The 14,302-nt window shown below is 36.5% G+C and carries 11 protein-coding genes; 3 read left to right on the top strand and 8 right to left on the bottom strand.

Features of this window, described 5'->3' with window-relative positions; genetic code table 11:
• The first annotated feature begins 166 nt into the window (after positions 1 to 166).
• On the top strand, positions 167 to 1,498 hold the full coding sequence (gene rmuC / locus WKH12_RS00205) for a DNA recombination protein RmuC (protein WP_434732339.1): 1,332 nt from the start codon (positions 167 to 169) through the stop codon (positions 1,496 to 1,498).
• Between the two features lie 379 nt (positions 1,499 to 1,877).
• On the opposite strand, the gene pstB is transcribed toward rmuC, so the two are convergent.
• From pstB to WKH12_RS00220, 3 genes are all read right to left on the bottom strand, one after another.
• The gene (gene pstB, locus WKH12_RS00210; protein ID WP_264735555.1) at positions 1,878 to 2,636 is read right to left on the bottom strand and encodes a phosphate ABC transporter ATP-binding protein PstB; all 759 of its coding nucleotides are present in this window, start codon (positions 2,634 to 2,636) and stop codon (positions 1,878 to 1,880) included.
• Positions 2,633 to 3,427 carry a 4-hydroxy-tetrahydrodipicolinate reductase gene (gene dapB, locus WKH12_RS00215; protein WP_434732340.1) on the bottom strand — a complete coding sequence of 265 codons (795 nt, stop codon included), beginning with the start codon at positions 3,425 to 3,427 and terminating at the stop codon, positions 2,633 to 2,635. Before dapB ends, pstB begins: the two co-directional genes overlap by 4 nt.
• Positions 3,428 to 3,897: 470 nt before the next feature.
• Complete coding sequence (locus WKH12_RS00220; RefSeq protein WP_434732671.1) at positions 3,898 to 4,788, bottom strand: Rpn family recombination-promoting nuclease/putative transposase; 891 nt, start codon at positions 4,786 to 4,788, stop codon at positions 3,898 to 3,900.
• Between the two features lie 456 nt (positions 4,789 to 5,244).
• On the opposite strand from WKH12_RS00220, the gene ltrA reads away from it, so the two are divergent.
• On the top strand, positions 5,245 to 6,588 hold the full coding sequence (gene ltrA / locus WKH12_RS00225) for a group II intron reverse transcriptase/maturase (protein WP_434732173.1): 1,344 nt from the start codon (positions 5,245 to 5,247) through the stop codon (positions 6,586 to 6,588).
• A 91-nt stretch (positions 6,589 to 6,679) separates the two neighbouring features.
• On the opposite strand, the gene WKH12_RS00230 is transcribed toward ltrA, so the two are convergent.
• From WKH12_RS00230 to WKH12_RS00245, 4 genes are all read right to left on the bottom strand, one after another.
• Positions 6,680 to 8,581, bottom strand: a complete 1,902-nt coding sequence (locus tag WKH12_RS00230; protein WP_434732341.1) for an ankyrin repeat domain-containing protein — start codon at positions 8,579 to 8,581, stop codon at positions 6,680 to 6,682.
• On the bottom strand, positions 8,551 to 9,117 hold the full coding sequence (locus WKH12_RS00235) for an ankyrin repeat domain-containing protein (RefSeq protein ID WP_434732342.1): 567 nt from the start codon (positions 9,115 to 9,117) through the stop codon (positions 8,551 to 8,553). The genes WKH12_RS00230 and WKH12_RS00235 overlap by 31 nt, the downstream gene beginning before the upstream one ends.
• 58 nt (positions 9,118 to 9,175) lie before the next feature.
• Positions 9,176 to 10,360 (bottom strand): multidrug effflux MFS transporter, encoded by a 1,185-nt coding sequence (locus WKH12_RS00240; protein WP_434732672.1) that lies wholly within the window; start codon positions 10,358 to 10,360, stop codon positions 9,176 to 9,178.
• A gap of 418 nt (positions 10,361 to 10,778) precedes the next feature.
• Positions 10,779 to 11,384 carry a GTA baseplate fiber-binding domain-containing protein gene (locus tag WKH12_RS00245; RefSeq protein WP_434732343.1) on the bottom strand — a complete coding sequence of 202 codons (606 nt, stop codon included), beginning with the start codon at positions 11,382 to 11,384 and terminating at the stop codon, positions 10,779 to 10,781.
• Positions 11,385 to 11,514: 130 nt separating this feature from the next.
• Between WKH12_RS00245 and WKH12_RS00250 the strand changes: the two genes are divergently transcribed.
• A protein-coding gene (locus WKH12_RS00250; protein WP_434732009.1) for an IS630 family transposase occupies positions 11,515 to 12,529 on the top strand; the annotation gives its coding sequence in 2 pieces (ribosomal slippage) (positions 11,515 to 11,979 and positions 11,981 to 12,529; 1,014 coding nt in all).
• A gap of 483 nt (positions 12,530 to 13,012) precedes the next feature.
• Here WKH12_RS00250 and WKH12_RS00255 read toward each other — a convergent pair.
• Positions 13,013 to 14,110, bottom strand: a complete 1,098-nt coding sequence (locus WKH12_RS00255; RefSeq protein WP_434732344.1) for a leucine-rich repeat domain-containing protein — start codon at positions 14,108 to 14,110, stop codon at positions 13,013 to 13,015.
• Positions 14,111 to 14,302 lie beyond the last annotated feature (192 nt).

Genomic DNA, 14,302 nt, shown 5'->3' on the forward strand with positions numbered 1-14,302 from the left:
ATTTAGATCCCAGTGTCAAGCACTGGGATGACATCAGCGGTTAATATTTTATATACATTTTATAACTAAACTAGACATTCGTACAGTTGTGTGCGGTATGACGTCGTTACTTATAGCTATACACACAAAAATCATATAGAATTGTAAACGCAGTTTTTTTATTCTGATGCTTTTCAATTCTATAGCTCTGGTTGTCTCTCTATTACTATTTTTCTACATTATTGTAAAAAAACTGAGCGAAAAGAAAGCAAACCTTGAGGGTAATTTATGTAAATTAGAGCGTGAGCTTCAAGAAACAAAGCAAACTTTACTTACAAAGAATGAAGAAATAGTTGATTTAAGGGTCAAAAGAGCAGAGCTTGAAGTAACTCTGCAAAAAGAACGTGAGGAAAAGAAAAAGGAAATAGAATTACTAACAAAAGCAGAGGAGAGATTAACAAACACTTTTAAAGCGCTCTCTCTTGATGCTTTGCAGACAAATAACAATAATTTTCTGAACTTAGCAAAGGAAGTAATTGATAGTAAATTAAAAGAAACAGAAAGCGATTTCAAAAAAAGACAAGCAACGATCAACGAAGTTGTAACGCCAATAAAAGAAAAATTAGAAAAATTCGATAACGAAATACGTGAGCTAGAAAAGGAGAGGGTAGGGGCCTATGAAGGTTTAAAGGAGCAAATTGGAGCACTGATGAACCAAACTTCCAGCCTTGCTAATGCCTTGAGAAAGCCCCACATTAGAGGAAAGTGGGGTGAAATGCAACTCAAAAGAGTGGTAGAAATAGCAGGAATGATTGAATATTGCGATTTTTTTACTCAGCCGTCAGTGGTTGATAAAAACGAGGATAATTTATTGCGTCCTGATTTAATAATCAAAATGCCATCTGGAAAGCAAATAATAATAGATGCTAAAGTGCCGCTTGATTCTTACATGGATGCTATATCACAAAATGATTTGCAAATACAAAAGGAGAAATTAAAGAATCATTCCCTGGCAATAAAAAAACACATAAATGACTTGGGTAAAAAAGAGTATTGGAATCAATTTGAAAATACGCCAGAACTTGTGGTGCTTTTCTTAACAGGGGAGGGGGTTTTTAGCGCAGCACTGGAATATGAGCCTGCTTTGATAGAGATTGGAGTGGAAAAAAAAGTGATCATTGCAACACCGATCACTCTAATTGCGTTGCTGAGAGCAATAGCATATGGATGGAAGCAAGAAATGATAGCTGAAAATGCAAAGAAAATCAGTGAACTAGGTCATATTTTATATGAGCGCATTTGCACAATGGGCGAAAACTTTGATAATTTGCGCAGGAGCTTAAAAAGTGCTGTCGATCATTATAATAAAACTGCTGGTTCGCTTGAAGCAAGGGTGTTTCCTGCTGCCCGAGAATTCAATAAGCTTGGTATACATGCAAAAAATAAAAGTTTAAGTGCTGCAAAGGAATTAGAGTCCTTACCGCGCAGTTTACATACTGGGGAATTGAAAGTAGATTAGACTTCTATTGCACTAGCAAACAAAGAAAGTATTGTTTGTGGCGGAAAATTATTACTTAAATATTTCTCACTCAAGTTTCACTTTAGATCTATAGCTAGTGCAAGTCAGTACGTCATACCGCGGCGGTATCTCTATAGCTAACCCAAGAAAGGTTTCCCTACGTCATACCGCCGCGGCGCTAACTAGTAGCGGAATGACGAATTTGTTGTTTTTCAAATTGTAGATAAACCTAAGCCACTTTAGCTATAGATCCCGCTAACAAGCAGCGGGATGACGGTTGTCGGTAAATCTAAGTCAGTTTAGCTATACCATGCTGAATGACAAATACGGCATACGGATACATTTTTTAAAGTAGCCAAGCTACTTTGATGACAGAAATTTAATGATCCAGGATATACTCCTTTGTTAAGGGAGATTGAGCATTTTCGAATATTTCTTGAGTGCTTCCAGACTCAACAATTCTGCCATTATGAAAGAAAATTACACTATCAGATAACTTTTTAGCTTGCTTCATTGAATGAGTTACCATAATTATAGTAAACCTTAATTTCAGCTCTTGTATAAGATTTTCGATTGCATTGGTTGCCATTGGATCAAGAGCGGAGCACGGTTCATCCATTAATAAAATAGTTGGCTTCACTGCAATTGCGCGAGCGATGCATAGCCTCTGTTGTTGGCCACCGGATAAATCGAGTGCACTATCTTGCAATCTGTCTTTTAATTCTTCCCATAAACCAACCTTGGTTAAACTATTTTCCACCATCTCATTCAATTTTTGCTTATCCTTCGCCATAACATGCAGTTTTGGTCCATAAGCAACATTGTCGTATATTGATTTTGGAAAAGGATTTGGCTTTTGAAATACCATGCCAACTTTTGCTCTGAGTAGCACAACATCCATATCGCGTGAATATATATCACCCAGCCCATCGATATCTAATTCACCAACAGTTTTGCATCCAGGTACATAGTCATTCATACGATTAAAACAACGCAAAAATGTTGATTTACCGCACCCGGATGGTCCGATAAAAGTAGTAACTTTTCTTTTATAAATATTCAAATTTATATCGAATAAAACTTGCTTAGAGCCATACCAGAGATTTAAATCTTTAACAGAGGCACGTGTATTGCTCATATCACATCCTGCATTGAATAGAGCCCCGGAATTTCTCTTTTATTTTCATATAGCCATACTGCTGCTTGAACAGCTCCTCTAGCAAATGTTGTGCGATCAATTGCTTTGTGGTTTAGTTCTATCCGTTCATCAGAATTAACAAACATCACGCTGTGATCTCCTATTACTCCACCTCCACGAGATACTGCAAAACCTATTTCCCCCTTTTTTCTTGTGTTTGAACCACTATGTAAATATTGATTGGACTGAAAATCCACTTTTGAAGCGTTAGCAATTGTTTTGCCAAGTTCTATAGCTGTTCCAGATGGTGAATCCTTTTTTAAGTTATGATGCATTTCCCAAATCTCAACGTCATATTCATTACCTAAAAGCTCAGCAGCTTTTTTTACCAATTTCAGCAACACATTAACCCCAACACTCATATTTGCTGACCATAATATTGGAACTTCAGCAGCATACTCTTTTAAATCGACACCTTCTATTCCAGTTGTGCCACTAACCAGCGGTGTTTTAAATTTTACAGCTGCTTTAAGGCAGTCTAACATACATTCTTTAGTTGTAAAATCTATTACAACGTCAGATGACTCAAATATGCCACTCATAGAACTTGTAATTTTAATTCCTAGATTGGAACCGCAGCCTATAATTGGTCCAATATCTAAGCCCATGTACTTACTGCCTGAACGGGCAACAGCACCTGCTATTTCCACTTCGGCATTTGTAATTAATTCATTGAGTATTTTCTTGCCCATTCTGCCTAAGCAGCCTATTACTCCAACTCTGATTTTCATAAAGCTTTTTACGTTTATTAAGAATGTTATGCCTTTTTTTAAGCTCTGTCACTTCTGATCTATATTCTATAGCTGACCCAAGCAACACGTCATGCCGTTGCGGATAGATTCCGCTAACTAGTAGCGGAATGACGATTGTCGGTGAACCTAAGTTACTTTAGCTATAGCTGACCCAAGCAACACGTCATACCGCCGCGGCGCTAACTAGTAGCGGAATGACGGTTTTTCAAATTGTCGGTAAATCTAAGTCAGTTTAGCTATATATGACTCATTTCTTTACTGTAACTTAACAAGAACTGGTCTGTAGCTAATAGTTATTGACAATAAGGGTAATTAACTTTGATAAGAATCTTTTCTGTGTTCAATTGAAGTCTATATGTTCTGGAATATCTATATAGTAAATTATGCGGTAATCGTAGACTACGCTGCCCACTTAAATTATGCCACAAAGGTTTTCCAAGTGTAACCGTTCACAGATTTCCACTTAATTCTTCAATCTCACTAATAGAAAGGCCTGTAAACTTGACAATAGTGTTGACATCAACATTATTAGCCAGCATTGCTTTTGCGACTTCAATTTTCCCTTCAATTTTTCCTTTCTCTATACCTTTTTGTATACCTTTCTCTTCAGCAAGATCAAGTCTGTATTCAAGAATGGCTTCTTCTTTCCGTAGATCCATTATTCTTTCTTCGTAAGCTACTAAATCTTTTTCGTTCCAACGAAACTTGTCTAATTCATCATATGCTAGCTTTATTATTGGCGCTTTTTCTGCTATCTCTTTTAAGTCCTCTTCTGTTGTTTCTTCTGCGTATTTAAAAAAGAAACACCACCTTTCTACTATACTTTCTAACTGCTCTACTTTACTTTTTGAAAATTTGGGCAATTCTATAAAGATAAATTGAAAATCTTTTAAGTAATGGCCGTTAGTTTTTATATCACGTATATTGTGAGTAGAAATATAATCAACTTCTTCGGGAAGTAAGTTACAATTTGATATAGCAATAAAGAAGACTTTCTTTAAATCAATGTAGTTGCCAGATTTATCTAATTGTCTTGAGTAGGCTTTAGCGGCATATAATTGAGCGCGTTTTTCGAAGCCCTTGTCTCTAGCGAGCTGCATTTCTGCTATATATCTATTTCCATGAGAATCCTTGCAGAGAACATCAACAATACTTTGTTTATCAGAGGCAACTTCGGGATCCATAATAGTGCTAAGAAACTCAACTTCTTGTATTGCATTTATCTCAGTAAACCCTAAAATATCGTTCAAAAAGTGGATCAGGATATTCTTATTTTTTTCCGTTCCAAGTGCGTCCAGAGAAGGCAAGTATTGTTCAGTAGGAGATAGACCTACCAGGATAAAAGTCGGAATCCTGTAGCTTGGGTAGCAGCATGGAGGGAAACCAAAATGTTGAAGCCTACCGACAACATTATCGTAGGATAATGGCGAATTACCAGGCCGTAGCGAAAGCGAATACACAGATTGCCTCGAAAGGAATATTCTGAAGGTCGAGCCATCTTGGTACTGGCGAAGACAGAATAGACCAGACGAAAAACGAATGAAACGATAGGTCTACTTCAGCGGGGTGTTAGTAACGGCATGGCAATGAGGACATACAAAGCAACTGGAGAAGCCCTCCTCATCCCAAGGAGAAATACCTTGGAGAGGTAGGTTCTATAACTGGAAAACAGGAAGTGAACTGAAGATGAGAGGGTGGCAGATGGGTGCGTAGTAGTGAAGAAGTGAGGTAACGCTCATGGAGCAAAGGCACCCTGCTAGTAGAAATCTTTTAACAAAAGGAAGGTAAAGGTAAAAATGATAAAAATGCCAATAAAATTACAAGACCTGAGAAGAAAGATATATATCAAAGCGAAAGCAGAACCGGAATGGCGATTCTGGGGAATCTATGTTCACGTCTGTAAGATGGAGACACTGGAAGAAGCATATAAGCTAACAAAGAAGAGTAATGGGGCACCAGGAATAGATGGGATGACATTCGAATCGATAGAGGCAGAAGGCTTAGAAAAGTATCTTCAACAAATAAGACACGAACTAATAACCAAGACCTATAGCCCAAATAGGAACCGGAGGAAGGAAATACCAAAATCTGGAGGAAAATTCAGAAAGTTGAACATACCCTGCATCCGGGATAGAATAGTGCAAACAGCACTGAAGCTAATACTTGAACCGATATTCGAATCAGACTTCCAAAAAGGATCATACGGGTATAGACCTAAGCGTAATGCGCATGAAGCAGTACAAAAAGTAACGGAAGCAGCAATCAAAGGCAATACAAAAGTAATTGACGTAGATCTGAAATCCTACTTCGACAATGTGCGACATCATATTCTGATGGAAAAGATTGCCAAAAGAATAAATGACAAAGAAATCATGCGCATGATTAAGCTAATCCTCAAAACAGGAGGAAAACGAGGAATAGCACAAGGATCACCACTTTCGCCACTACTAAGCAATATATACCTAAATGAGGTAGATAAAATGTTGGAGAAAGCAAAAGAGGTGACCAAAGAAGGAAAGTACCAACGTATGGAATATGCCAGATGGGCAGACGATTTAGTGATACTGATTAGTGAACACCCGAAACGGGAATGGCTAGAAAGAGCAGTATACAGAAGGTTGGAAGAAGAATTAGCAAAACTAGAAGTGAGCGTAAATGAAGAAAAGACAAAAGTCATCAACCTAAAGAAAGGAGAAACATTTAGCTTCCTAGGGTTTGATTTTCAAGAGAATATCACAAGACAAGGAAAATGGAATGTCAGGAAAACACCGCAGATGAAAGCACGAACAAACCTGCTACGCAAGTTGAAGGAAATATTTCGGCGCTATAAATCGCAACCGATAAAAAGAGTGATACATGACATCAATCCGATATTGAGAGGGTGGGTAAACTACTTTAGGATAGGGAACTCTGGTCGAAAGTTCAATTACGTAAAACATTGGGTGGAAAAGAAGGTAAGACGCAACTTAATGCGAGCCAGGAAAGCAAAGAAAGGGTTTGGGTGGAAGAAGTGGAGTAGCGAATGGATATACAAAACGCTGGGTCTATATTCAGACTACAGAATAAGGTATTACAAACCGAAAGCATCACCAGTACAATATGTGATAAACTTTGGTAAAGAATCTGCTAGGAAAGCGTAGTGCGGGAAAACCGCATGCTGCGTTTGACGAGGCGGGAGCTGGAAACGTTAACATGGGAATTTGGATTGAGGCCTATTGTGAAAACAATGGATCAGCCACCAAACCCTAAAGTAGGCGCGCCAGTTCTCGACCCTACATGTAAAGGAGTCTCTTCTTTATCATTTTGTGCATTAACATCTGCCCCTTTACCCAATAGGGCTTTTACTACATCTTTTTTGCCATTTAGAGCAGCCAAATGTAAAGGAGTCTGTCCACTATTATCTTTTGCATTAACATTTGCCTCTTCATCCAATAGGGCTTTTACTACATCTTTTTCGCCATTTAGAGCAGCCAAATGTAAAGGAGTTTCCCCTTTTTCATCTGTTGCATTAACCTGTGCTTTTCCTTCTTTACCCAACAGATTTTTTACATCATCAATATTACCGCTTTTAGCAGCCTCAAGCAGTTTATTATTGGCCTCTTTTACGCTTTGCAATAGATTTTGTATTCCTTTATCATTGGCTAAATTGGAAGGAGTCTCTCCTTCATCATTTTTTGCATTAACATCTGCTCCTTTTCCTAACAGAGTGTTTACTATATCCGTATAGCCCTTTTCAGCAGCCCAATGTAAAGGAGTCTCTTCTTTATCATTTTGTGCATTAACATTTGCCCCTTTATCCAATAGGGCTTTTACTACATCTTTATGGTCATGGTTAGCAGCAAAATGTAAAGGAGTCCATCCACCCTTATTTTGTGCATTAACATTGATCCCATTTACTTTCAGTAGGGCTTCTACTACCTCTTTATAGCCATTGAAAACGGCAAAATGTAAAGGAGTCCATCCATACTTATTTTGTGCATCAACATTTGCCCCTTCACCCAATAGGGCTTTTACTACCTCTTTGTTGTTATTTTGAGCAGCCAAATGTAAAGGAGTTTCCCCTGTTTCATCTGTTGCATTAACCTGTGCTTTTCCTTCTTCACGCAACAGATTTTTTACATCATCAATATTACCGCTTTCAGCAGCCTTAAGCAGTTTATCATTGGCCTCTTTTACGCTTCGCAATAGATTTTGTATTCCTTCATCAGTGGCTAAATTGGAAGGAGTCTCTCCTTTATCATTTTTTGCATTAACATCTGCTCCTTTTCCTAACAGAGTGTTTACTATATCCGTATAGCCCTTTTCAGCAGCCCAATGTAAAGGAGTACTTCCATCTTTATCTACTGCATTAACACTCGCTCCTATACTTATTAGAGCTCTTACTTCATCAACATCACCATTTTTAGCAGCATCAAGTAAAGCAGCATTTTTTAGTAGAGAGTATGTTTCGTTGTTTAAATTAGCGAATCCTCGTGTTTTATTAACATCTGCTCCTTCCTTTATTAGAGCTTTTACTACATCTACACGAACGTATTCAACAGCCAAATATAGAGGAGTCTTTCCATCATTATCTTTTGCATTAACATCTGCTCCTTTTCCTAACAGAGTTTTTACTATATCCGTATAGCCCTTTTCAGCAGCCCAATGTAAAAGAGTCCTTCCATCTCCATCTGCCAGATCAACATCTGCCAACTTACTTAATAGAAGCTGCACTATATCTGTGTATTTATTATCAATAGCCAAATCTAAAGGAATTTTTCCATTTTCCTCTGCTATGTTAATATTGATCCCTTTTGCTTCTGAAAGAACTTCTGCTACATCTACATGACCGTATTGAAGAGCCAAATATATAGGAGTCTCTCCCCTATCACTTTTTGCATTAACATCTGCTCCTTTGACTAATAGAGTGTCTACTATTTCTACATAACCCTTTTCAGCAGCCCAATGTAGAAGAGTCTTTCCGCGATCATCTTTTGCTGCAACATCAACTTTTTCTGTTGTTAATAGCACCTTTACTACACCTTCATGGCCCTTTTCAGCAGCCAAATATAATGCCCGAAAATATTCATTAACATCGATTTCTGCTGTTAATAACACTTTTACTACACCTTCATGGCCATTTTGAGCAGCCAAATATAATACCTTAGAATACGTGCTAATATCGATTTTTCTGCTGTTAATAACACTTTTACTACACCTTCATGACCATCTCTAGCAGCAAAATATAATACTTGAGGATATGTATTAACATCTATTTCTTTTGCTGTTAATAACACTTTTACCACACCTTCATGGCCATTTTGAGCAGCCCAACGTAAAGAATTCATTCCATTTAAACTTTCTACTGCATTAACATCTGCTCCTTTTTTTAATAGAATTTCTACTACATCTTTGTGACCCCCCATAGCAGCAAAAAGCAAGGGAGTTATATCTATACCTGTTTTTGCATTAACATCCGCCCCCTCATTTAATAGAGCATTTACTATATCCGTATGGCCATTTTCAGCAGCGAAGTGTAAAGGAGTCTCTCCTTTATCATTTTGTACATCAACATTTGCCCCTTCACCCAATAGGGCTTTTACTACATCTTTTTCGCCATTTAGAGCAGCCCTATGTAAAGGAGTATTTCCAAAATTATCTGTTACTATATCTTTATTTACATTACTCATCCCACACCTCCATGTAAAATTATATTATCACGGCAAAGCCGTTAATAATCTATGACCTTTATGTTCCTGGATCACGCAAATAATGCGCGTGTTTTTCAGTATATTTGAGCAGGCTGTACATAAGAATCGCAATTGTAGAGCATATTATTGTTAATAGTAAATTTGGTAAAATGCCATAGCGAAAAAATTTTCCTACTATATATATTCCAATAGCCCCAAACATCATATTGCAGAATGAGAGGACTGCACTACCAAGCCCTATACCTTTGATCGTTTCTAAAGCAGAAGTTACGTTATTGCTGATTACTAATGCAAGCCCAATATTGGCTGGAATCCAGGCAACTTGAAGAATTAATATATTTAACTTGTCCGCGAAATAAAAATATACCAATAAACTATCGGATATTATCGGTAACACCAAACCTATTATTAGCATTTTGCTCACCCCTACTTTTGGTACATACCTTCTATTAATTAAAGTTCCAATTATGTAAAATATGACTATGATCGATATGAGGTAGCCAAAATACTGTACTTCAATGCCCATTGATTCAAATATGAACGGGTAGTTAGCAACATATGCCCAAAGCCACATGAAAGTTAATCCATGAATGGCTGAAAACCCAAGGAAACGATAATTTCTAAATATTGATATATATTGCTTGAAGATATTAGTAGTTATGTTAGTTATACTGGTTTCATTTTTATTCACAATGAGTGTTTCTTGTAACTTAAAGTAAATAAAAATAAGCATAGCAATTGCCGCAAGTGATATAATAAAAAACAAAAATTTCCAACTATACCCATGTGAAATTATATAACCGCCCACCACTGGAGCTATTCCAGGTGAGAGTGCCACTACCATATTTAACTTTGAAATTACTCTCGAGTATTCACTACCCGAGTACATATCCCTTATTGCTGCATACCCAACAACACCTGCAACACCAGCCCCTGCTCCTTGTATGAAGCGAATTAGTATCAAGAGCGCAATACTGTCGGCTATATAACACATGATACTTGCTAAAGTAAAAATTGTCATACCAATCAGCATCATTGGACGCCTACCATAATGGTCCGATAATGGACCATAAATTAATCCAGATACTGCAAATCCAACTAGATTCAAGCTAATTGTAAGCTGCACTACACTGCCTTCTACTTTAAAATAATTGGCAATGCTTGGTAGTGCAACTGAGTATAGGTCAGTTGCCATATCGACAATTGCTACAGACAATATCATAATAAGAGAGATGATATTTTGCGAAAGAGCTGTTTTCACTTAATGATTTACTGGATTAAATATACTTGATTATAATATATTTTTTTCATTAGTATAAGTACAATGTTACATAGTAAACGATGTCATTCGAGTAGCGGACACTGTCCTCCTTTGTCATCCCAGTGCCTTGACTACTTGGATCCAGGAATTTTATTAAGTTGGTAAGCATAAAAGTAGCCGTTTTATACAACGTTTTGATGATTATGAAAAAGCTGGATTCCAGTGTCAAGCACTGGAATGACACCCTCCTAGTGGATTCAAATCACAATGTTCGTACAGTTATGTGCTTTGACACTGGAATCTTAAGCTAAAATCATAAAAAGCCTGAATTTCAATATCTTATCTTCAATTATTCAGGTTTAAGTTTAAATACTGAGCATCAATTGTTCAGGACCTTTGCTTCCGTGTTATCCAACGAATCACCATAAGTCACTGCTTTGAGGTAAAATTTTCTCCCTGATTGCACTTCAAAAGAAATTATTGAATCATCAAGTAAGGTAAATTTCTCACCTCCTGTATGCTCATACTCTTTAGTACCTTCTTGCCCTCTAATTAGGTTGCTAAGCTTATATTTATTTTTATCTATGAGTTTAGTACTCTGGAATTTCACTATCTCTTTTCCGATTAATGCTGAATTTGAATCGATAATTCCTAGCAGCTTACCAAAACGTAATACTATTACAAGCCCCTCATCGGTAGATTCCATTACATATCCGTAAGTAGACTGTTTATTTGTGCTTGCGATAGGCTTATAATCCTTATCGTTGTACGAAATAAAGAGTGTTGCTCCTTTCCAATTCTTTTCCTCATTAATTAAAGTAAAGCTTGCGCTATTACCTTTAACATACCGCAAATCTATCATTTCTATGATGGTTTTGCTGATGTGAGAAGGAGGGTATTCCTTCAGCATAAGTGACCTTGTTGAAGGAAAAGAAAGCTTATATATAGAGTGATCATAACCAACGCCAATTACTTGAATGGACATGCTTTCAAATTTTGTTTTTATAATTCTCACCGTATGCTTTTTCTCACCGTCTAATACCAATTCCTAAAAATAAATAGAGGAATAAAGAAAAATTTCTAAAATAGAATAATTTAAGAATTAGTGGGGAGTTATGGCAGGAAAAAGTAAAGCAATAGGAGAAGAATTATATAATAAGTGTAACCTGGAATTAAAGAAGCACGGCATAAGAGGAGAGATAGGAAGAAGATTACAGGCAATAATATCTGCAAAAGAATATGGAATAACAAAAGTTGCTCAAATATACCGAATTACTAGAACTACATTGATGAAGTGGATTACAAGATTTAAGGAAGGAGGAGTCAATGCGTTTAAAATACAACCAGGACGTGGAGTAAAGCCGAAGTTGAGCTACAAGCAGCAAGAAGAAATTAAAAATGTCATAGCAGAAGAAGGAGCCAACCTAACGGCTAAGAAATTAAAAATCATAATTGAGAAAATGTTTTCTATTGAGGTAAGTAAGTCTACAGCACATAGACTGATGCAAAAGTTAGGTTTTTCGTATATTACTCCAAGGCCTGTGCACAATAAACAGGATAAAAATAAACAAGAAGAGTTTAAAAAAAAATCTTAATGAAACTATTGTCACGTATCCCGAAAAAGAGCTATTTTTCTTCGATGAGTCGCGGTTTGGCACACATTCAAAGATTGGACACGGGTGGTTTAAAAAAGGCATTAGGACACAGGTTAAGGTAAAATTAGGTAGGCAAAACTTTTATCTCTATAGTGCAGTTAATCCTAGAAATCGAGAGAGTTCTAGCTTATTCGTACCAAACGTCAATACTGATTGTATGAATATATTCCTTGAGCAGATGTCACAATATTTAGGAACAAGGGAGGCATTTCTTGTTGTGGATTGTGCAGGATGGCATAGATCCAAAGGTTTAAAAATACCACAAAATATTACCTTAATCTATTTACCTCCATATTCACCAGAGTTAAATCCAGTAGAGCGTTTATGGCAATATTTGAAAGACAATCTCATTAAAAATAGAATATATGACTCTGTTAGTTTATTGGAGGATACTGTATGTGCATTCATTCGTAATATTACGGAAAGTTCGATCAAAACCATTTGTTCTGTGAGTTATTTGCCTACTTATTTATGAGATTTGGTATAAGTTCATCTGTTTACGTAAACTTTCCTTTCATATAAAAACAGAATGAACCTGTTATCCACAAATATGTTATCTGCCCAATAAAGCGAAAAATAGTTGAGCAAGCAAAATAATGAAAAGGATTATTGTAATTATTTCTGAATGCATAATTTTCGGCACTCTTGTGGGTTTTTACCACTTAGCAGTATGCAAAATTTTCTCTATCACTCCTTACTAGAAACCTTTTGAAAGAACCCTAGCTACCATCCAGCACATAAAAATATTATGTACGAATAAAAACTAATGCATAATCTCAATGGCAACAGGGCAGATTAAAAAGAGCGTTCTTTGCTTGCAGCTTGATTCCTTTTTGCCTTTCCAATAATTATGGTTAGTATAACTTTTGCATTTTTAGCTTCCATAAACTTCACTGACATTCGAGTCTGCTATTACTTGGTTCTTCTTAATTAGCTATCGCAACAAAGCCGGTAAGAGTTACACCCTATCCATCTCAATATCATTAGATTTTAAAGAGTTTGGCTGGCTACACAATGGCAGTACTTCACCTAACCTGCTACTTGGACCTGGCTGATCATTGTTGATACCACCAGGACTTGACGGGCTTGACGGCCTACAACAGGGAAGAAATTTGCGCATTAAGCTTTTATTAGCACCAGAAAGCTGAGCCCCTTGCTGCTTCTCTCCTTGATTAGAAGATGCTGTTCCTAGCTCTGAGAAAGACTTTCTCTCTAAAGTATCTCTACATGGCATAGTTACCGGTTTTTTATTTTTTATTATAAAGGGAGAAATAAGACTTGAAAGATTACCATTAGCTAATGCCTCTTTACCTAGTTCATCTATATCATCATTATCATATAAATAGAGAGAAGTAAGGGTTGAAAGATTGCCATTAGCTAAGGCCTTTGCACCTTGGTTATCTATATTATTACCCTGTAAATAGAGAGAAGCAAGCTTTGGAAAATTACCATTAGCTAAGGCCTCTGCACCGCTGCCATGAATTTTGTTATTAGATAAATTAAGTTCAGTAAGTTTTGAAAGCTTAGCTAAAGCCTTTGCACCTCGGTTACCAATTTTATTACAAGATAAATCAAGTGCAATAAGGTTTGAAAGCTTAGCTAAGGCCTCTGCACCTTGGCTATAAATTTTGTTACGAGCTAAATCAAGTTCAGTAAGTTTTGAAAGCTCAGCTAAGGCCTTTGCACCTTGGTCACCAATTTTGTTACGAGCTAAATCAAGTTCAGTAAGTTTTGAAAGCTTAGCTAATGCTCTTACACCTTTATCACCAATATTGTTATTCCCCAAATTAAGCTTGGTAAGGTTTGAAAGCTTAGTTAAAGCTTCTGCACCTTGGTCACCTATATTGTTACCACCTAAATAAAGAGAAGTAAGATTTAAAAGATTGCCATTAGCTAATGCTCTTACACCTTCATCACCAATATCTAAATCGACTAGAGAAAGCTTTTTAATGTGTGTATTATTTTGTAAAAAGCTTACCAATCTTTCTATGTCCACTACAGTACCTTTAGCATTTATTCTTAAAGAATCACCTTGAACGAATTGATCAAAATCCATTTTATCCTCAACAACATTACATAACTTATATTAATACTATATATTAGGATAGTAAAACTATAAATCAACCACTTTTTTAAAAAATATTTTTAGCAAAAACATTATGCTAATTAGCTTCACAAAAGATTCCGTTGTTCACTTTTTCCAAAAATCACAAAAAAGTGAGGGTTTGCAAAGCTAATTGACAGGGTT

It is taken from the genome of Wolbachia endosymbiont of Zygogramma bicolorata (assembly GCF_051130665.1).
GTDB lineage: Bacteria > Pseudomonadota > Alphaproteobacteria > Rickettsiales > Anaplasmataceae > Wolbachia.